This window comes from Paenibacillus sp. FSL P2-0136 (assembly GCF_037975325.1).
Lineage (GTDB): Bacteria > Bacillota > Bacilli > Paenibacillales > Paenibacillaceae > Paenibacillus_AQ > Paenibacillus_AQ silagei.
This window is the reverse complement of the sequence record NZ_CP150244.1, coordinates 5,724,849-5,745,989: the sequence shown is the minus strand read 5'-3', so window position 1 is coordinate 5,745,989 and position 21,141 is coordinate 5,724,849. Positions and strand designations below refer to the sequence as shown.

The 21,141-nt window shown below is 55.5% G+C and carries 16 protein-coding genes; all 16 read left to right on the top strand.

Annotated features, from left to right (window positions below):
* Nucleotides 1–118: 118 nt before the first annotated feature.
* The 16 genes from nifB (at nt 119) to NYE26_RS24265 (ending at nt 20,751) form a co-directional block, all read left to right on the top strand.
* Nucleotides 119–1,486 (top strand): nitrogenase cofactor biosynthesis protein NifB, encoded by a 1,368-nt coding sequence (nifB, locus tag NYE26_RS24340; RefSeq protein ID WP_339250750.1) that lies wholly within the window; start codon nt 119–121, stop codon nt 1,484–1,486.
* Between the two features lie 6 nt (nt 1,487–1,492).
* On the top strand, nt 1,493–2,359 hold the full coding sequence (gene nifH / locus NYE26_RS24335) for a nitrogenase iron protein (RefSeq protein WP_339250748.1): 867 nt from the start codon (nt 1,493–1,495) through the stop codon (nt 2,357–2,359).
* 261 nt (nt 2,360–2,620) lie between these two features.
* Nucleotides 2,621–4,078 carry a nitrogenase molybdenum-iron protein alpha chain gene (nifD, locus tag NYE26_RS24330; protein ID WP_339250746.1) on the top strand — a complete coding sequence of 486 codons (1,458 nt, stop codon included), beginning with the start codon at nt 2,621–2,623 and terminating at the stop codon, nt 4,076–4,078.
* Nucleotides 4,075–5,634 (top strand): nitrogenase molybdenum-iron protein subunit beta, encoded by a 1,560-nt coding sequence (gene nifK / locus NYE26_RS24325; protein ID WP_339250744.1) that lies wholly within the window; start codon nt 4,075–4,077, stop codon nt 5,632–5,634. Before nifD ends, nifK begins: the two co-directional genes overlap by 4 nt.
* 88 nt (nt 5,635–5,722) lie before the next feature.
* Nucleotides 5,723–7,087 (top strand): nitrogenase iron-molybdenum cofactor biosynthesis protein NifE, encoded by a 1,365-nt coding sequence (gene nifE, locus NYE26_RS24320; protein ID WP_339250742.1) that lies wholly within the window; start codon nt 5,723–5,725, stop codon nt 7,085–7,087.
* Entirely contained in the window at nt 7,077–8,405 is a 1,329-nt protein-coding gene (gene nifN / locus NYE26_RS24315) for a nitrogenase iron-molybdenum cofactor biosynthesis protein NifN (protein ID WP_339250740.1), read from the top strand. The genes nifE and nifN overlap by 11 nt, the downstream gene beginning before the upstream one ends.
* A complete protein-coding gene (gene nifX / locus NYE26_RS24310) occupies nt 8,380–8,790 on the top strand; it encodes a nitrogen fixation protein NifX (protein ID WP_036723478.1) in 411 nt (136 codons plus the stop codon). Before nifN ends, nifX begins: the two co-directional genes overlap by 26 nt.
* On the top strand, nt 8,774–9,340 hold the full coding sequence (locus NYE26_RS24305) for a DUF269 domain-containing protein (protein ID WP_036723476.1): 567 nt from the start codon (nt 8,774–8,776) through the stop codon (nt 9,338–9,340). Before nifX ends, NYE26_RS24305 begins: the two co-directional genes overlap by 17 nt.
* 47 nt (nt 9,341–9,387) lie before the next feature.
* Nucleotides 9,388–10,140 (top strand): HesA/MoeB/ThiF family protein, encoded by a 753-nt coding sequence (locus tag NYE26_RS24300; protein ID WP_339250737.1) that lies wholly within the window; start codon nt 9,388–9,390, stop codon nt 10,138–10,140.
* On the top strand, nt 10,137–11,279 hold the full coding sequence (locus NYE26_RS24295; RefSeq protein ID WP_339250735.1) for a homocysteine methyltransferase: 1,143 nt from the start codon (nt 10,137–10,139) through the stop codon (nt 11,277–11,279). Before NYE26_RS24300 ends, NYE26_RS24295 begins: the two co-directional genes overlap by 4 nt.
* 398 nt (nt 11,280–11,677) lie before the next feature.
* Complete coding sequence (locus NYE26_RS24290; RefSeq protein ID WP_339250733.1) at nt 11,678–12,448, top strand: Cof-type HAD-IIB family hydrolase; 771 nt, start codon at nt 11,678–11,680, stop codon at nt 12,446–12,448.
* A 377-nt stretch (nt 12,449–12,825) separates the two neighbouring features.
* Nucleotides 12,826–14,127 carry a collagen-like protein gene (locus tag NYE26_RS24285; RefSeq protein WP_339250731.1) on the top strand — a complete coding sequence of 434 codons (1,302 nt, stop codon included), beginning with the start codon at nt 12,826–12,828 and terminating at the stop codon, nt 14,125–14,127.
* A gap of 253 nt (nt 14,128–14,380) precedes the next feature.
* A complete protein-coding gene (locus NYE26_RS24280; RefSeq protein WP_339250729.1) occupies nt 14,381–16,087 on the top strand; it encodes an alpha-glucosidase in 1,707 nt (568 codons plus the stop codon).
* Between the two features lie 642 nt (nt 16,088–16,729).
* Nucleotides 16,730–17,467 (top strand): class I SAM-dependent methyltransferase, encoded by a 738-nt coding sequence (locus tag NYE26_RS24275; RefSeq protein ID WP_339250727.1) that lies wholly within the window; start codon nt 16,730–16,732, stop codon nt 17,465–17,467.
* Between the two features lie 41 nt (nt 17,468–17,508).
* Nucleotides 17,509–18,504, top strand: coding sequence for an MBL fold metallo-hydrolase (locus NYE26_RS24270; RefSeq protein ID WP_339250725.1), 996 nt, complete (start codon nt 17,509–17,511; stop codon nt 18,502–18,504).
* 924 nt (nt 18,505–19,428) lie between these two features.
* Nucleotides 19,429–20,751: an IS4 family transposase gene (locus NYE26_RS24265; protein WP_339249709.1), complete on the top strand. Its 1,323-nt coding sequence runs from the start codon at nt 19,429–19,431 to the stop codon at nt 20,749–20,751.
* The last annotated feature ends 390 nt before the right edge of the window (nt 20,752–21,141 follow it).

Here is a 21,141-nt window from a genome sequence, read left to right as displayed (position 1 = left end):
TACGCAGAATGCGCAGAGAAGCCTAGCTTACAAAACTTAGCGTATGCTTTCGAAGCGAGTTTTACTGCGAAGTGGTTTCAAGGAGTAAATGCTCCGTAAAACTTTTAGGAGGTGGGAAATGATGCAGCCGTCATGTCTATCAAGTGAAGCGGAAGAGGAGATTAGCCGCCACCCTTGCTACAGCGAGGAGGCCCACCGGTTCTATGCCCGGATGCACATCCCGGTTGCTCCCGCCTGTAACATCCAGTGCAATTACTGTAACCGCAAGTTCGACTGTGTGAATGAGAGCAGGCCGGGCGTGGTCAGTGAGGTGCTTACTCCGGAGCAGGCGGAACGCAAGGTGCGGGGAGTTGCCGCTGGGCTGATGCAGCTCTCGGTCGTGGGTGTAGCCGGCCCCGGAGATCCGCTGGCGAACCCGGAGCAGACCTTCGATACCTTCGCCCGGGTCAGGAAGCATGTGCCTGATGTCTCTCTCTGTCTCAGCACTAACGGACTCACGCTGTACCGGCATGTGGATGAGATTATGGAGCTGGGCATCCGCCATGTCACGATCACCATCAACGCCATTGACCCTGAGGTCGGCCAGGCGATTTATCCCTGGGTGTTCGATGAAGGCGTACGGTACGAAGGCAGAGAGGCAGCCGAGCTGCTGATCCGCCGTCAATTACTGGGACTTGAGATGCTGGCGAAGCTGGGGATTCTGGTCAAAGTGAATTCCATTATGATTCCGGGGGTTAACGATCATCATCTGACTGCAGTGTCAGCGCGGGTAAAAGAGCTCGGGGCCACGCTGCACAATGTAACACCGCTCATTATCGCACCGGGCAGCCAGTATGAAGCGGATGGCCGTAAGGCACCCCGTCCGAAGGAATTGCTTAATTTGCAGGAGCAGCTGGGCCGCGGGGGAATGAAGGTTATGCGCCATTGCCGGCAATGCCGGGCCGATGCGATCGGGCTGCTGGGCCAGGACCGCAATCCCGATTTTCCGCTGGAAGCGATGGAAGCCGAGCCGGTCATTAATGAAGCCGCCCGGGCGATGTTCCAGCGTGAGCTGGACACCAAGATCCGCGAGCGCGTCTTGGCCAGACAGGCCAGACGCATTCAGGCCCGCGGGCCGAAGACACGGGTCGCGGTTGCCACCAGAGGCGGCGACAAAGTGAATCAGCATTTCGGTCATGCCACTGAGTTCCTGGTCTACGACACCGACGGAACGGATGTACAGCTCCTGGGTGTCCGCAAGATCCAAGCCTATTGCCATGGCAAGGCCGATTGTAACGGTGACAAAGCAGCTACGCTGCAAGAAATTATATCAATTCTAAGTGACTGCCGTATTCTTCTTTGCTCCGGCATCGGCGAGGCCCCAAGGGCCAGCCTGAACGCAATCGGTGTCCTGCCTCTTGTCCGCAAAGGCGGCATTCAGGAAGCCATTCTCGAAAGCGTGAAGTACAGCTCTTATTTTGAAAAACTAAACATTTCGAAGGGATGATGAACAATGAGACAAATCGCGTTCTACGGTAAAGGCGGTATCGGTAAATCGACAACTTCACAAAACACCCTGGCTCAGCTGGCAACCAAATTCCAACAAAGAGTCATGATCGTAGGCTGCGACCCAAAGGCGGATTCCACCCGTCTGATCCTGAATACCAAAGCCCAGAACTCCGTGCTGGAGCTGGCGGCTGAGCTTGGCTCCGTAGAGGACCTGGAGCTTGAGGATGTGCTGCAGACAGGCTTCGGCGACATTATCAACGTAGAGTGCGGCGGGCCGGAGCCGGGGGTAGGCTGCGCAGGACGCGGGATTATCACTGCGATCAACTTTCTGGAGCAGGAGGGCGCCTATCAGGATCTGGATTTCGTCTCCTATGACGTACTGGGTGACGTGGTATGCGGCGGATTCGCCATGCCGATCCGTGAGGGCAAGGCCCAGGAGATCTATATCGTCTGCTCCGGCGAGATGATGGCGATGTACGCAGCGAACAATATCGCCCGAGGTATCCTGAAATATGCCACTAGTGGCGGCGTAAGACTCGGCGGCCTGATCTGCAACAGCCGGAATACAGACCGTGAGGATGAGCTGATCATGGAGCTGGCCCGCCGCCTGAACACACAGATGATTCACTTTGTTCCCCGCGACAACATCGTTCAGCATGCCGAGCTGCGCAGAATGACCGTAGCCCAATATAATCCTGAGCACCAGCAGGCGAAAGAATATGAAATATTGGCCGAGAAAATCCTCAATAACAAAATGCTGACGATCCCTACCCCGATCTCGATGGAAGAGCTGGAAGAGCTGCTGATGGAATTCGGCATCATTGAAGATGAAGAAGCTGCGATCAAGAAGCTGGCGGCTTCCGGGCAATAAGGCTTACTGAAGAACTTAACAAAAAGCGTAAAGAAGCGGAGGGGAAATTTGGAACTGTAGGAGCGGTAGCGTCCGCCTGAAAGCTTTCCGCAGGAAAGCTCGCTTCGGAAGCATATGCAGTCTCCGGATGTTATCCGCTAAGCGGAATAATAAAAAACATCTGGAGACAACAGCGGCTGGAAGTCCAAATGTTCACCGCAGTGACGACCACGCTTTAAGTTCAACTCATAGGTAAGCCATTAAGAAAAGGAGGGTCAAACGATGGGACTGAATATTGAAGAGAATCAGAAGCTGGTTGAAGAGATTCTGGAAGCCTATCCCAAAAAGGCGCGGAAGGACCGCGAGAAGCATTTTCAGGTGGCGGATGAAAAGGCCATTGATTGCAGCACCTGTGCGGTGAAGTCCAATATCAAATCTCGTCCGGGTGTCATGACCCCGCGCGGCTGCGCCTATGCCGGCTCCAAAGGGGTGGTCTGGGGTCCGATCAAGGATATGGTCCATATCAGTCACGGGCCGGTGGGCTGCGGACAGTATAGCTGGGGCTCACGCCGTAACTTTGCGAATGGGACGCTTGGCATCGATAACTTTACGGCGATGCAGATTACCAGTGATTTTCAGGAGACGGATATCGTGTTCGGCGGGGATAAGAAGCTGGCCGTCATTATGCGTGAGATTACTGAGATGTTCCCGCTGGCCAAAGGGATCTCTGTCCAGTCGGAATGTCCGGTCGGCCTGATCGGCGATGATATCGAAGCGGTGTCGAAGAAGATGTCCAAGGAGCTGGCGATGCCGATTGTTCCGGTACGCTGCGAAGGCTTTCGCGGGGTCAGCCAGTCGCTGGGCCATCATATTGCGAACGATGCGATCCGTGACTTCGTGATGGGCCGTGCCGAGCTGGCGGAGACCGGGCCTTACGATGTCAATATTATCGGGGACTATAACATTGGCGGCGACGCCTGGGCCTCCCGTATCCTCCTGGAAGAGATGGGCCTGCGCGTTATTGCCCAGTGGTCCGGTGACGGCTCTCTGAACGAGCTGGAGGTAGCCCACAAAGCGAAGCTGAACCTGATCCACTGCCACCGCTCTATGAACTATATGGTAGACCATATGGAGAAAGCCTACGGCATCCCTTGGCTGGAATACAATTTCTTCGGGCCTACGAAGACGTATGAGAGCCTGCGGGCGATTGCAGCGCTTTTCGATGACACGATTCAGGAGAACTGCGAGCAGATGATCGCCAGATACAAGCCGGTCATGGATGCAGTGATCCGCAAATACAGACCTCGCCTGGAAAATAAGACCGTCATGCTGATGATCGGGGGCCTGCGCTCCCGCCACACCATCGGTGCTTATGAAGATCTGGGGATGGATATCGTAGCTTCCGGTTATGAATTCGCCCACAAGGATGACTATGAGAAGATGCTCCCGATGCTTGCCGAGGGAACCATTGTCATGGATGATCCTACGGCTTACGAGCTGGAAGAGCTCACGAAGAAGATGAACATTGATCTGGTGGGCTCAGGCGTGAAGGAGAAATATGTCTATCACAAGATGGGCGTGCCGTTCCGTCAGATGCATTCCTGGGATTATAGCGGCCCGTATCACGGCTTCGACGGCTTTAAGGTGTTCGCGAAGGATATGGATATGACCGTGAACAGCCCGGTATGGAATCTGGTGAGCAGACAAGGAACAATGGAGCTGAAGGAGGCGGGCGTATGAGCAGGGATGAACTGAACATTAAAGATAATACCAGCTTGTTCAAAGAAGAACGTTATGTGCAGCAGCGGGAGAACAAGAAGCAGTTCGAAGCGCCCTGCAGCGAGCAGGAGACCGCCGAAGCACTCGCTTACTCCAAGTCTGCCGAATATATGGAGAAGAATTTCAGCCGCCAGAATGTGGTGATTAATCCGCATAAAGCGTGTCAGCCGCTGGGTTCGGTCATGGCTGCACTCGGATTCGAGAAGACGCTGCCGTTCGTACACGGTTCGCAGGGCTGCAACGCCTACTTCCGCAGCCATCTCAGCCGCCACTTCAAGGAGCCTACGCCGTCCGTGTCCACATCTATGACAGAGGATGCAGCCGTATTTGGCGGGATGAATAACCTGATTGACGGTCTGGAGAACAGTGTCGCCTTGTACAAACCGGAGATGGTTGCGATCTGTACTACCTGTATGGCTGAGGTCATCGGGGATGACCTGAACTCTTTTATCGGCAATGCCCGCATTAAAGGGGTGATCAGTGAGGAATATCCGGTAGCTTACTGCAACACGCCGAGCTTCGTCGGCTCACATATCACTGGCTACGATGCCATGATCAAGGGTATCCTGAGCTACCTCTACACCCGTTCGGGTATCGAGAGCAAGCCGGGAAGCGGCGCGGAGAGCGGAGAGAAGCTGAATGTGATGCTGGGCTTTGAGCCGTACACCGGGAACTTCGCGGAGCTGCGCAAGATTCTGGGAGCCTTCGATACCAAGTACACCATACTTGGAGACCACAGCGGGAACTACGATTCACCGGCAACCGGAGAGTATGAATATTACTACGGAGGCACGAAGCTGGCGGATGTTCCGCAGGCTGCCAATGCGCTTGCCACCCTGTCCCTGCAAAAGTATACGCTGAAGAAGACCCAGGAATATATCAGCGGTACCTGGCACCAGCAGCTGGCAGCGTTATCCACGCCGCTGGGCATTAAGGGCACAGATACGCTGCTGGATACGATCAGCGAACTGACCGGTCTCCCGATTCCAGCAATACTCACGGAAGAACGCGGCCGTGTCGTGGATGCGCTGATGGACAGTCACCCTTACCTGCATGGCAAGCGGGTAGCGCTGGTAGGCGACCCGGACCTGCTCATCGGCCTGATCGGGTTCTGCCTGGAGACCGGGATGGAGCCGGTGCACATTATCTGCTCGAACGGTGATGTGGATTTCAATGAAGTGAAGTTCAAGGACGAAGCCGAAGCGCTGCTGGCAGCAAGTCCGTATGGCACCGAAGCTACTGTGCATGTCGGCAAAGACCTGTGGCATATGCGCTCGCTGCTGCTGAATGACAAGGTGGATCTGGCGATTGGCAGCTCCCATCTGAAATTTGCCGCCAAGGATGCGGAGGTGCCGCTGGTGCGGGTCGGCTTCCCGATCTTCGACCGCCATCATATGCACCGTTATCCGATTATCGGGTATCAGGGAACACTCAACCTGCTCAGCCTGATCGTGAACACGATTCTGCAGCAGCTTGATGATCATAACTCCGGCTTTAATTTTGAGCTGGTGCGCTAGAGCCGGTTGTCTTTAGCCATTAATAAGATAGAAGTGCGCAAGATTCGTGTGGAACATAAGCCTCTTAAGCGAAGGAGATGAAGAGCCAATGGACCCTTTACGGCAAGATGATTTTGATTCCCAGGCTTGCGGGAGTATAGCGCCTAAGGCGAAGCCCTGTCCAAGGCCCAAGCCGGGCGAAGCTGCTGGAGGCTGCTCCTTCGACGGAGCCCAGATTACGCTGCTGCCGATTATGGATGCGGCGCATCTGGTTCACGGACCGATTGCCTGCGCCGGAAACAGCTGGGAGAGCAGAGGCGCGTTATCCAGCGGCCCCTCCCTGTCCCAATACGGCTTCGCTACGGATCTTACGGATTCTGATATTATTTTTGGCGGCGAGAAGAAATTGAAGGACAGCATTGATTATATTGCCGGGCGCTTTGCGCCTCCGGCAATATTTGTATATTCAACCTGCGTGACCGCGCTGATCGGCGAAGATATGGATGCGGTCTGCAAGGAGGCGGCGGACCGGATCGGGATTCCTGTTATCCCGGTGAACAGCCCTGGCTTTGTCGGCAGCAAGAATCTCGGGAACCGGCTGGCGGGGGATGCGCTGCTCCAGTATGTCATCGGGACGGGAGAACCGGAGCCGGAGACGGATCTAGGGGTGAATCTGATCGGGGAGTACAATATCGCCGGTGAGATGTGGGATATTGAGAAGCTGATGAACAGCGCCGGGATCGCTGTAACCTCGCGGATTACGGGGGATGCACGCTATAAGGAGATTACGTGGGCACACCGGGCGAGAGTGAATATGGTGGTCTGCAGCCGGGCGCTGCTGGGCCTTGCCAAGGAGATGGAGGCGAGATACGGTATCCCGTATTTCGAAGGCTCGTTCTATGGTGCGAAGGAGACGACCTATTCGCTGCGCCAGATGGCCTATCTGATGAATGACCGGGAGATGGAGCGGCGGGTGGACCGGCTCACCGAGCGGGAGGAAGCTCGCTTAAGCCAGGAGCTGCGGCCTTACCGCAAGCTGCTGAGGGGGAAGCGGGCTGTACTCTATACGGGCGGCGTCAAAAGCTGGTCTGTCATCTCGGCCCTGAAGGAGCTGGGCGTTCAGGTCGTCGGGGTAGGGACGAACAAAAGCACGGAGGATGATGTGCGGCGGATTGCCGACCGTGTGGGTGATGATACAGAATACATTCCCGAGGGCGGGGCCAGCCGGATTATTAAGACGGTAAGAGAGCGCAAGGCGGATATTATGATTGCCGGCGGCCGCAATATGTATGTGGCGATGAAAGAACAGATTCCCTTCATTGATATTAATCAGGAGCGCCACAAAGCGTATGCCGGATATGAAGGGCTGCTGCGGCTGGCCAAAGAGCTGACCTATTCACTTGCGAACCCGATCTGGAAGCTGGCGGCAAGCCCCGCTCCCTGGGATAAGGAGGCACCGCCCTATGACCGTTAACCGGAGAAAAAAGCCCGCATCGGTTAACCCGATGAAGATCGGGCAGTCGCTGGGTGCCGTACTGGCTTTGCAGGGCTGCTACCGGGCCATGCCGCTGATTCACGGCTCCCAGGGCTGCTCCGCTTTTCCGAAGGCGCTCCTGACCCGGCATTTCCGGGAACCGATAGCCGTGCAGACCTCGGCGCTGCAGGAGATGGATGTTATCTTCGATGCCAACCGCAATCTGGAGGAGGCGCTGAATCTGGTGCTGAGCAAGCACCGCCCGGATATCATCGGCATCATTGGGACGGAATTGACCGATGTAGCCGGTGTGGATTATCAGAACATGCTTAAGACGTATAAAAGAGAGCGAAATATGCGCGGTGGTCTCGCCTTCTCCGTGGTGCTGCCTGATTTTCGCGGATCGCTGGAATCGGGCTTCAGCTCTACGGTGGAGTCTATGATTGACGAGATGATCCAGCAGGCAGGACACCGGGGGCAAAGAAGCGTAAATACCCGGCAGATTACCCTGCTGCCGGGCTCGTTCTTAACCCCGGCCGATGTGATGGAACTGAAGGAGATCATCTCCTCCTTCGGCTTCGAGGTGATTGCGCTGCCGGATATCTCGACCTCCTTGTCTGGCCATCTGCTGACCGGGTTCTCGCCGCTGACGCGCGGCGGGGTTCCGCTGGATTCTATGCTCCAGAGCCTGCAGTCCGGGCTGACGATTGCCGTGGGCGGCAGCATGGAACGTCCGGCCAGACGGCTGCATAATGCGATAGGGACCCCGTATAAGGTATTCGAAGGGTCAATGGGGCTTAAAGCGACCGATGAACTGCTCCATTTCCTGCATCAGATCAGCGGAGAACCGGTGCCGCTGCGGTATTGCTGGCAGCGGGAGAATCTGCTCGACAGCATGCTGGACGCCCATTTTCAATTTGCCGGAATGTCGGTTGTTGCCGCATTGGAACCGGATCATCTGCATTCGGTCTCGGGTTGGCTGGAGGAGCTGGGCGTTGAGCAGAAGGCGCTGATCACTTCGTTCGAGACCCCGCTTATTGCCGGAATGGAGCGCGAGGTGTGGGTGGGCGATCTGGATGATGCCGAGGTGCTGGGCAAGGGGGCGGATCTCTGGATCAGCAATTCCCACGGGATCGCCGGGGCACAGCGGATCGGTGCCGCGTTCATGCCGGCCGGGTTCCCGGTCTGGAATGAGCTTGGCGCTTACATGTCCGTCTCGGCCGGGTACCGGGGAGCGATGGAATGGAGCAATAAGGCAGGTAATCTGTTAATGCAAAGGGAGGCAGAACACCGTGAAAGTAGCATTCGCCACAGATGATGGAAGCCGTGTGAATGCGCATTTCGGACAGAGTCCGATGTTCGCTGTATATAATGTAACGAAAGCCGGAGCCGAACTGGTGGAGCTGCGCAGATTGTCTGCCGTACAGCACCAGGATGAAGCAGGAAAAATCGAAAGCCGCCTGGATTCCGTAGGCGACTGCACCTTGATCTTCATCATGCAGATCGGCGCATCGGCCGCTGCACGGGTAACCCGCCGGAAAATCATGCCGGTGAAGGTGGCGTTCGGCAGCCCTATCGAGGAGCAGCTGAAGCGGCTGGTCGAGATGCTTCAGGGCAAGCCGCCGATGTGGCTGGCCAAGGTGCTGCGGGCGGAGGAAGCGGAAGAGAATGAAGGAGGAGAAGCGGATGGAACCCATGGCTAATGAGAGTGCGGCGCTGCAGGGTACAGTGATTCCAGGAGCTGCGGCGGCGAGACTGCGCAGCCCCAGAGCGCGCAAGGAGCTGAATCCGGAGACCGCAGATGCCCTGATCCGGCGTCTGTGTCATCTTCTGGATGCCGGAGATTTCTTTGGACGTAACAGCAGCCTTCCTCCGCTGGAGAAGATCGCGAAGCTGTTCCTGGCGTCTGCCGGGGATAAGGATCAATCGGAATTCAATTGCGCGGTGTCGCCCAAGGTCCGCCAGCAGGTGCCGCTGCTGTTCCAGGCCATGGCAGGTGTCATGGAGGAGAGAACCGGCCTTATGATCCAGAGTACAGCGGAGATTAACGGCGAGGGCTTCGGACGGGGGTTGCTCTACAGCGGCAGAGTCATTGTGGTGCTTAAAAGCCTGCGGGCAGGCTTCCCCTTCCCGTTCACTTCGGCTGAGAAGACGATTTCGTACGGGGTGGAGTGCATTGAAGAAGGAATGGCCTTTCTGGAGAAATATAAGGAGCTGACTTCAGCGCACGGCCTGCTTAGCCTGGAGGGCTAGAGTAAGAAAGGAATATCTAATATAAGTGGTCACAGGGGGAGTCAGGGATGGAGCAGCTTGCCGGAGGTTTGGAGCTGGAACGGTACACCCGGCAGCTGAAGCTGGTCGGGGAAGACGGGCAGAAGACGCTGAAGGAAGCGACGGTTATGGTGGCCGGAATCGGCGGGCTTGGCGGAACGGCTGCCCTCTATTTGGCGGCGGCTGGAGTAGGCCGGCTTATTTTGGCCCATGAGGGGGTCATTGTAGCCCCTGACCTGAACCGGCAGATTCTGATGGACAGCGGGCATCTGGGTCAGGAGCGGATGAGTACGGCGATTGCCCGGCTGAAGCAGCTGAATCCGCATGTAGAGATTGAAGGCTATAATTCCAGAATTGAATATCCTGCGGCATGGCCTTGGGTGGAAGCAGCCGATCTTGTCATCGATGCCCGCTACGACTTCCCGGAGCGTTATGCGCTGAACCGGCTATGTGTCGATACGAATACACCTATGGTGGAAGCGGCCATGTATGGCTTTGAAATATCGCTTACTACGGTGATTCCCGGACTTACGCCTTGCCTCGAGTGCCTGTATCCGGTGGTGCCGCCGCAGTGGGAGCCGCTCGGGTTCCCGGTTCTGGGCGCCACCTCCGGGATTGCCGGTTGTCTGGCAGCGCTGGAGGCCGTAAAATGGATTACAGGGGTAGGGACAACTTACGCGGGCGTAATGCATCGCTTCAGCTCACTCGACTTCGCCTGTTATAGCGTCCGTATTGCCCGTAATCCGAATTGCGCTTGCTGCGGAGAGGGAGGTAAACCGTGAAACGTCTCAAGCTATGTGACACGACACTCAGGGATGGTGAACAGGCGGCTGGAGTATCATTCACGAGGGCGGAAAAGCTGGAAATCGCAAAGTTGCTGTCGGAGAGCGGAGTAGAGCAGGCAGAGGTAGGCATTCCTGCCATGGGCAAGCGGGAGCAGGAGGATATTGCCGCTGTTGCTGAGCTGGGATTACCCATGAAGCTAATGACATGGAACCGCTCGGTGCCAGGGGATATTGACAAGGCCAAGGCTACCGGCGTGAAATGGAGCCATATCTCCATTCCGGTGTCGGAGATTCAGCTGCAGGGCAAGCTGGGGCTGACACCCCGGGAAGGTCTGAACAAGCTGCTGCGTACCGTGGAGTACGGGCTGCGGCAGGGTATGACTGTATCGGCAGGCATGGAGGACTCCTCCAGGGCGGATATAGGCTTCCTGATCGAAGTGGTGAATACCTTATACAAGGAAGGCATTCGCAGGTTCCGGTATGCAGATACCGTCTCAGCCCATCATCCGGGCCAGATGGCAGAGCGAGTAAGCCAGCTGCTGGGCGCAGTGCCTGGGGATGTGGAGCTGGAGGTACACTGCCACAATGACTTCGGGCTGGCCTGCGCGAACACGCTCAGCGGCATAGCCGCCGGAGCGGTGTGGGCCAGTACGACGGTGGCCGGGATCGGCGAGAGGACCGGCAATGCGGCCATGGAGGAAGTAGCCATGGCCTGGCGCTATTTGTACGGCGGGGAATGCGCGGTCCGGCTGGAGGGGCTCCAGGGCCTCGCCGACAAGGTAATCGCCGCGTCCGGCCGCAGTGTCGGCGATGCGAAGCCGGTCGTGGGACAGCTCGCCTTCACCCATGAATCCGGGATTCATGTGGACGGGCTGATGAAGGAGCAGGAGACGTATCAGTTCTTCGATCCGGCGGTGGTCGGCCGCGCGCACCGCTATGTGCTGGGCAAGCATTCCGGCAGCGGCGGCGTGGCCCATGTGCTGGAGCAGCAGGGACTTGCGGTCAGCGCTGAGACAGCCGGCCGTCTGCTGGAGAAGGTCCGGGCCTACGCGGAGGCCCGCAAGGGCACTGTGCCGGAAGTCATGCTGCTGCAGTGGCTGATGGAAGAGCAGCAGCGCGCGCAGAATGCGGTGTAGGCAACGCACTAAAGAATTTAACAAAAAGCAAAAAGAAGCGGAGGGGAAATTTGGAACTGGAGGAGCGATAGCGACCGCCTTTGTGTTTGGATTTCTACCACGAGGAGTGGTTGCAATTAGGAAATCCAAAATACAACAGCGGCCGGAAGTCCAAATGTTCACCGCAGTGACGATCAAGCTTTGAGTTCTAATCTAAGTGAGTTTTAAATATGCAGATGCTTGAGCTGGGCTGTCCTCCATGTGGAGTGCGGCGCAGCTTTTTTTTGGAATACAACGGCTGATGATATCCGGGTCTGGCAGGGCGGCGGGGAGGATAGACTCCACTTTGACGGAGGATTTTGTTACAATTTGAGCAGGCTGTAAATAGGCAGAGCGTATGGAGAAGGGAAGGCATCACTTTGAAGAAAACGATTTTTTTCGATATTGACGGTACGATCTATGATGAAGACAAGAATATTCCGGCTTCCACCAGAGAAGCGATAGCGGAGCTGAAGAGACGCGGGCACCATGTAGCAATTGCTACCGGAAGAGCGGATTATATGTTCGAGGGGCTGCGCGAGGAGCTGGGAATTGACTCATATGTCTCGCTGAACGGACAGTATGTAGTCTATGAAGGGAAGCCGGTGTACAAGAACCCGATTGCGACCAGCGTGCTGGAGGAGCTGACCTTGTTCGCGGAGAAGCTGGATCACCCTGTTGCGTATACGGATACGGCGGGCATGAGAGTGAATGTGGCCGATCATGAGTACATCAATACGAGCGTTGGTTCGCTGAAGCTGGTATTTCCGACGCATGATGCGGGATATTTTCTGAAAAATGACATTTACCAGGCGATGATCTTCTGTCCGCAGGAGAGTCAGCAGATCTATGCCGAGCGGTACCCGGAGTTGAATTTCATCCGCTGGCACCCGCTGTGTATGGATGTGCTGCCCGGCAACGGCTCCAAAGCGAACGGGATCGCGGAGATGTTGAAGGTGATCGGGGTGGAGAAGGAAGAGGTCTATGCTTTTGGCGATGGCCTGAATGATGTGGAGATGCTGGGGTATGTCGGGTATGGCATTGCCATGGGCAACGGCGAGAAGGCAGCGAAGGCGGCCGCCTCCTTCATTACGAAATCTGTCCGCGAGGACGGGATCTATGAAGGCTTGAAGATGGTCGGGCTGCTGTAAATAGGAGCACTCAGTTGCTATGGTCTCACTTCATTGAACTCTTGAGGGGGATATTCTTACTCCCGGATTTAGCATGGTGCTTTACTGGAAGAGTATTCGATTGCAGTTTATGCAATGGAATACTCTTTTTTGCATTGCAATCAAATATGATCAACGGGGCAATGAAAGCTTTTTGTCCGGCAATAGTATATGTTTTTGGTGGACGGGTGGTGAGCGGGTATGAGAACAAATTCCGGCCTGACGGGGTGAATTGAGCTTGTCCATCCTGTACAATTAACCACTTTTCCATAAAATAATTATTTGCCTACAGGATGAATGTCCATGCCCTTTCTGGGTGAACGGAGTAGGATACATAGAGTCTATAGGAGGTGTCAAATATGGGTCGTACGGAATATAAGAAGAAAAAGCGGAGCTGCACAGAGGAGCTTACCGGATGCCCTTTGCCGAGAGCGAAACGTCCCGTGAGAAAACGGAAGGACAACAATTGTAGCTGCAAGAAAAATATTATCGTCAAAAAGCAAATTGTCCGCGTTAATATTCCATTAGGTGCTTTGGGTGCAGCCGGAGCCGCAGGAGCCTTGAATGCGGCTGGAGCTGTAGAAGCACTGGGAACAGCTGGAGCCGCCGGAGCCGCAGGAGCGCTGGGAGCGGCCGGAGCCGCAGGTGCGCTCGGAGCCGCAGGAGCGGCCGGTGCGCTTGGGGCGGTTGGAGCAGCGGGAGCAGCGGGTGCACTTGGAGCCGCGGGAGCGGCTGGTGCGCTCGGAGCCGCAGGCGTAGGCGGAGCCGCAGGAGCAGGCGGGGCAGCTGGTGTCCGTGGAGCAGCCGGGGCTGCCGGGCTTCTGGGTGCAGCGGGAGCCGCCGGAGCATTGGGTGCAGCCGGAGCTCAGGGTGCACTCGGAGCAGCCGGAGCAGCCGGTGCGTTAGGTGCAGCGGGAGCAGCTGGGATAGCCGGAGCGCTGGGAGGGATTGGCCCGGCAGGATCAGCGGGCGCACCAGGACCCGCAGGCCCTGTAGGACCCGCAGGACCTGCGGGAGCAGTAGGCCCGGCAGGACCCGCAGGAGCGGGCGGAGCGGCAGGCCCTGTAGGCCCGGCAGGTCCTGCCGGAGCAGATGGAGCAGCAGGGCCCGCCGGGGTCACAGGCGCTACAGGTGCAGCAGGGCCCGCCGGGGCCACAGGCGCTACAGGTATAGCAGGGCCAGCTGGAGCCACAGGGGCAACAGGAGTTGCCGGTCCAGCGGGTGCAACCGGGGCCACAGGAGCGGCTGGAGGAATCGCCCAGTTCGCTTATGTATATAACCTCGGAGCACAGGTAGTGCCGATTGAGGCAGATGTGTCTTTTGATACAAATGGGCTGTTTACCCCGGGAATTACACATGCCCCTGGGACAACTACAATTTCGGTTGCCAATGCCGGAATCTATGAGGTTAATTTCTCGGTATCCGGTGTGGAGCCCAGCCAGTTCGCCCTATTCGTGAATGGGGCACAGGTTCCGGGAACGGTCTATGGATCGGGCGCAGGCACTCAGCAGAATACCGGGCAGGCGATCATCGCTTTATCCTCAGGTGATGTGCTGACGCTCCGGAATCACAGCTCGTCTGCCGCCGTCACACTGCAGACGCTGGCTGGGGGCACACAAGCCAATGTCAATGCTTCGATTGTGATTAAGCAGCTGGCCTAGCAGATCAACTGCAAGGATAAAGAGCAGGGTTGTAAAGAGGGCGGGGGACCTGATCGGGTTTCCGCCCTTTCTTTTTTCGGCAAGGGTCTATAAGGCTTGTAGATACGCAGTTGTTGAAGTTGCTGTTCTGGGGTTGACACTAAGGAGCAGTTATACGCTTTTTAGATAAATTGTTATTCACTTCAGCCAGTATGGTTAAGATATATTATTATGTCTAGCACCATAGGAATCGAGAGAAGCGGAGGTATCTGAAGTGAACCCTAAATGGTGGAAAGAGAGTGTTGTCTACCAGATCTATCCGATTAGCTTCATGGACAGTAATGGTGACGGCATTGGAGATCTGCGCGGGATCTTATCGAAGCTTGATTACTTGCAGGACCTCGGGGTGGATGTGATCTGGGTCTGCCCGATTTATAAATCCCCGAACCATGACAATGGCTATGATATCAGCGACTACTGCGACATTATGAAGGAATTCGGCACGATGGATGACTTCGACCTGCTGCTGCGCGAGATGCATTCCCGCGGCATGAAGCTGATGATGGATCTGGTGCTGAACCATACCTCGCATGAGCACCCGTGGTTCGTTGAATCGAGAAGCTCGAAGGATAATCCCAAACGGGACTATTATATCTGGCGCAAAGGCAAAAACGGCGGCCCCCCGAACAACTGGGAATCCTACTTCAGCGGCTCGGTCTGGGAGCTTGACCCCCGGACGGATGAATATTATCTGCACTTGTACTCCAGGTTCCAGCCCGATCTCAACTGGGAGAATCCGGCCGTCATCGACAAGCTGCACGAGATGGTGCAATGGTGGCTGAAGAAGGGTGTGGATGGCTTCCGCTTCGATGCAATTGCCCATATCGTGAAGGCGGAAGGCTACCCGGATGCCCTGAATCCCGGCGGCACCCCCACTGTCCGCGCCTATGACATGTTCTCGAACCTGAATCATGTGCATACCCTGCTGCAGAATCTGCACGATCAGGTGCTCTATTATTACGACATCATGACGGTAGGGGAGACCTCCGGCCTCGGGCCGGAGCAGGCGCTGGATTATGTTGGAGACGGACGCCGCGAGCTGAATATGACCTTTCAGTTCGAGCATATGAATCTGGATGCCGCCTCGCCGGGCAGCGGGAAATGGGATGTGGTGCCCTGGAAGCTGACGGAGCTTAAGACCATCATCAGCGATTGGCAGACCGTCCTGCATAACCGGGGCTGGAACGCCAACTATCTGTGTAATCACGACCAGCCGCGCTCGGTCTCGCGGTTCGGCGATGACCTGTACTACCGGGTTCCGTCGGCCAAGATGCTCGCCACCTTCATTCATATGCTTGAAGGCACGCCGTATATTTATCAGGGTGAGGAGATCGGCATGACCAATGTGGCCTTCGAGTCGATCGATGACTACCGGGATGTGGAGACCTTGAACTATTATGAGGAAAAGCGCAACGCCGGTGTTCCCGAAGCCGACATCATGGCTGCTATTCATACCAAAAGCCGCGACAATGCCCGGACTCCGATGCAATGGGATGATGGCGAGGATGGCGGGTTCACCACAGGTGTCCCGTGGATCAGGGTCAACTCGAACTCCCGGGAGATCAACGCAGCCAGCAGCGTCAAGGACCCCGACTCTATTTATAACTATTATAAGAAGCTGATCCAGCTGCGTAAAAAACATCAGGTCATCGTCTACGGCGAATATGGACTGCTGCTGAAGGAGCATCCCGAAATCTATGCCTATACCCGGACGCTGGAGGACGAGCGCCTGCTGGTGATCCTGAATTTCTTCGGGCATGAGCCGGTATTCGAGCTGCCGGAGGAATTCCAGCCGGCCGCGAAGCTGGAGCTGCTGATCTCCAATTATCAGCCTGCTCAGGAGGAGGATCTCCAGCAGTTGAAGCTCCGCCCTTATGAAGCGCGCGTGTATCTCCAGCGGATAGATAAGGGTTCTGCTTAAGCGAACCCAAGCGATAATTGAGCATAGAACCGAACGAATCAACAACCGAACCTATAGATGTGCAGCAGCCCCGGCGGTACCGGGGCTGCTGTTTGTGTTTGTTCAGGAAATTACGATTCCGTGAATCGTTTCTGCTCTGTGGGGATGGTGGGGCTGAGGAAGGAGCGGGAGAAAGAGCAGGAGGAAGAGCAGGAAGAAGAGCAGGGGGAGGGGCAGCAGGAGCAGTAGTGCAACTAATTTTCAGCGTATGCAGGACGGACTAGTTGAGGAGGTAAAATGTATGCGGAAAACCGAATACAACGGGCACGTGGAGGGCGAGTGGGCCGAATGTATGCGGAAAACCGAATACAATGGGCACATGGAGGGCGAGTAGGCCGAATGTATGCGGAAAACCGAATACAACGGGCACGTGGAGGGCGAGTGGGCCGAATGTATGCGGAAAACCGAATACATATACGCCGCGAGGTAATATGTTTTTAACCCGCAATGTGATCCTATTCCTTTAATTATAAATAAATGATTATGTGTTGCAGGTCTGTGACTTCGCTGGGCTTCTACACTAAAAGGCGGTACAATAGGCGTTATTAGAGACAGGGATAAGCCCGTGCGGTGAAGCGGGGTATGGAGGGAGTTAGGAGACAGATGAGTGAGTGGTATGAGCAATGTTTTGGCGAGGACTATCTGATTGTATACAGACACAGGGATTTCAGCGGTGCGCGTCATGAGGTGGAGAGCCTGATCCAGTGGCTTGGCCTGCCCCGGGGCGCGAAGGTGCTGGACCTCTGCTGCGGCATGGGCCGCCATTCGCTGGCTCTGTCGCAGGCTGGCTATGAAGTAACGGGCGTGGATCTGTCGGAGGTGCTGCTGCGTGAGGCGCGTGCGCAGGCGGGTGCGGAGCAGGTAACCTGGCTGCGCTCGGATATGCGTGAGCTTCCGCTTACGGGCGGCTTCGATGCTGTGGTCAATTTGTTCACTTCTTTTGGGTATTTTGAAGAGGATGAGGAGCAGATTAAGGTGCTTAAGGAGATCTGCCGGATGCTGAAGCCGGGCGGCCGGTTCCTCATTGATTTCCTGAACCCGGCTTACGTCATCCGCCATCTGGTGCCCCATTCGGTCCGCGAGGATGGAGATATCACGATTGACGAGACCCGCCGGATCGAGGAGGGGTATGTGAAAAAGGAGATCCTGCTGACCTCGAAGACCGGGAGCGCTCCGGCCCGCAGGTGCCAGGAACGGGTGAAGCTCTACACGCTGGAGAATTTCCGCAGAATGCTTGACGCTGCCGGGCTGCGGCTGGATACCGTTCACGGCGGCTACGATGAAGAGGAATATGACACTGAAGCCTCAGCCCGCATGATCTTCATGGGAGGCAGACCTTAGAGATGGCATCAGGGAGAGGGCTTAGAGGAGGCGAAGGAAGGTTGAACAAGGAGATCATTCAAGCTTGGGACGAAGGAGTTCTTCAGGTATCTGTACCAATGGGGCTGCCGCTGCGCCAGGTTAACAGCTATCTTCTGCCGGACAAGGACGGCAGGGTTACGGTCATTGATCCAGGCCCGCATACACCGGCTGCCGAGCTTGCCTGGCAGGGGGTACTCGAGGCGCTGAGCCTTACCTGGACGCAGGTGCGGGATATCGTGGTGACCCATCATCATCCCGACCATTACGGGCTGGCAGGCTGGATGCAGTCCCGCAGCGGAGCGCGGGTGTGGATGAGCGAGCGGGCGCATGCCGAGGCTGCCCTGGCCTGGGGGGACGAGGCGATTCTGAATGAGGCGCTACCGCTCTTTTTCCGGCGGCATGGCATGCCGGAGGAGTGGCTTCTGGGTATCCGGGAGCATCTGGATAGCTTCCTGCCCGAGGTGACCCCGCAGCCGGAGGTCACCTATATCAATGCCGCGGAGCCGTTTGTGATGGGCAGCCGGAAATGGCAGCCCATTATCACAGGCGGGCATGCGCCGGGGCATGTGTCGTTCTACCACGGCGGCAGCGGGCAGATCCTCTGCGGCGATGCTGTGCTGCCGCAGATCTCGCCCAATGTCGGCCTGCAGCCGGGCAGCGATCCGCAGCCGCTGCTGACGTTCCTGGAGGGGCTGCGGGAGCTGCGCAGCCTGCGGGTTACGCTGGCGTTCCCGGGCCACCGGGAACCGTTCCCGGGGTTCACGGCGCGGGCGGACAGCCTGCTCCGGCACCATGAGGAGCGGCTGGATGCTACAGCCGCGCTGCTCGCAGGCGGACCGCAGAGCGGGTTCGCGGTCTGCGAGGGGCTGTTCCGCAGCCGGGTCGCGACAGCGCACCAGATGCGGTTCGCCATGAGCGAGGCGCTGGCCCATCTGGCCGAGCTGGTGCGCCGGGGGCGGGCGGCCGAGACGGAGGCCGGGCCAGGCGGCGGCCTGGTTTTCACGGCTGTGGAGTAGACTGGCGCGAGGAAGCGGTGCAGGCTCCTGGCAGCAGATTACAACATACTGTAATCTGCTGCCGATAGCCCTCTGCTCATGACATGTAGTTCATAACACATACACGTAGCTCATCACACTCAGCCAATTACAAGTAGCTCATAACACGTAACTCACAATTCATAACTCTTAAGCTCACAACCCGTAACTCACAACCCGTAACTCAATGGTACAACCCGCTGCTGATACCCCGCTGCATACAACCCGTTGACCCTAACACGCTTATTCGCCTGATGTTACCCTCACATTATTCTGAGAACCTAGAGAACTGGAATGCCTGGAAGAAATGACTAATTCGTTGGTGAAAACTTGTAGCCTGAAAACAACACTACTCATCTCATCCCTCCTCCAAAGTTGGCTGTAAGCGGTGAGGTATGAGATTCAAAGGGATAAATCCCATTGTTTCAGCTGAAAATGGCGGATGTGTAGAAATGAAAGGGATAAATCCCATTGTTTCAGCTGAAAATGGCGGATGAGCAGAAATGAAAGGGATAAATCCCATTGATTCAGCTGGAAATGGCAGATGTGTAGAAATGAAAGGGATAAATCCCTTTGAGCAGTCTGAATGAAGAGCACAAATGCCCCTGAATTCGCCGAAAGCGGGTGGGGAGCGTAAATGAAGGGCACAAATGCCCTTGAATTCGGCGGAAGTGGGCGGGGGAGCGTAACTGAGGAGCACAAATGCCCCTGAATTCGGCGAAAGTGGGCGGGGAGCGTAAATGAAGAGCACAAATGCCAATGTCATTAAGTTAAGATATAGAGCCAAAACAAGAAAAAGGCAGGTTATCGAAAAGATAGCCTGCTCTTTTTTTGCACAAAAAAAATCTTGACAATCCGTAGAAAACGTGTGGCGAAGCCCCTTGAAAAAACGAGGAGGTTACGCCAATGAATGCTTATGCAAATTCGCTGAAAGACAGACTGACTTCTCTTATCCGAGAGATGGCGGCTGCCCCCGCGCCTTACGTCAGAAACCCGGGAAAGGATTTTACCCGAACGAAAAAACTACCCTTTGAAACGGTTATGCAAACCCTGATCTTTATGGGCGGCAATAGCCTCTATAAGGAACTGTTGGAATCGCAGGGCTATGACGTTAACACCGCAACTTCTTCTGCTTTTGTTCAGCAAAGAAATAAAATTTTGCCGTCTGCGGTCGAATCTTTGTTTCACACCTTTACCGCGTCCCATACGGAATTCAAGGATTATCGAGGCTATCGATTATTGGCCATTGACGGTTCCGATCTGCATATTGCAACAGATCCTGCGGACCCGTTGACCTATTCTCAAAGTCAGCCCCACTCGAAAGGCTTTAACCTTCTGCACTTGAACGCTGCTTATGACCTCTGTAACCGGCTTTATGTGGATGCCATTGTTCAACCTCGAAAGTTCCGCAACGAAGGAAGGGCACTGGCCACAATGGTGGATCGCTCCCCCATTCAGGGTAACGTCCTTGTGACGGGGGATCGAGGATTTGAAAGCTATAATACGTTCGCACATCTGGAACGGAAAGGATGGAATTACGTCATACGCGTCAAGGATTTGCATTCGAATGGTATTCTTTCGGGTTTGCACTTGACCTTGGACGGAGCGTTTGATCAGGAGATTCACCTGACGCTGACTAAAAAACAAACAAAAGAGTTCAGGAATCGCCCCGAAATCTATAAAGTTCTTCCGGCTACCTCTAGCTTTGATTTTCTGGACATGCAAGAGAACTTGTTTTACCCCATTTCCTTTCGGGTGGTTCGTTTCCTCCTGCCCAGTGGCGATTATGAAACCGTCATTACCAATCTGTCTACTGCTGAATTCTCACCGGATGAACTCCGGGATCTGTATCATCTGCGATGGGGCATTGAGACCTCTTTCCGGGCTTTGAAATACACCATTGGTTTGACCCATTTTCACGCAAAAAAGCAAGAGTCCATTACCCAAGAGATATTCGCAAGAATGATCCTCTACAACTTCGCTGAAATGATTACCTCGCACGTAGTCATTTCCCAAAAGGATAAACGGCACCTCTACCAAGTCAACTTCACGGTAGCCGTTCACGTCTGTAGACATTTCCTGCGCTCCAAGGGCGATGGACCCCCGCCTGATGTGGAAGCTTTGATTCGCAAAAATATTTTGCCGATTCGTCTCACCCGTCCTGGGCAAAGGAATACACGCAGAATACGTAGCAAATCCGCCATTAGCTTCGTCTACAGAGTAGCATAATTCGGTTCGCATGAACATTTTTTTAAGTGGATCTTCCATCCGCTTTGTTTGCTATGCGCTTTTTTCCTTCCTTACACCAAAAACAAACGGCATAGGACGTTTCCCCATACCGTTTTGGATTCTCTTTATTAATTCCAAACTTATCTTTGAACTTATCTTAATGACATTGGCACAAATGCCCCTGAATTCTGCACACCTGTTGATTTTTTGACAACTGATAAATATGATGAACCCAACTAAGGGCTCTGAGGAAGGAGAGGTAAGAGGGATGGCTGTGGATAGGCGGATCGGGAAGACGCGGGATGCTATTTTTAAGGCGTTTCTTAGTCTGATGGAAGAAGATTACGGTACATGAGATTGCGGAGCGGGCTAATGTCAGCAGAGGGACTA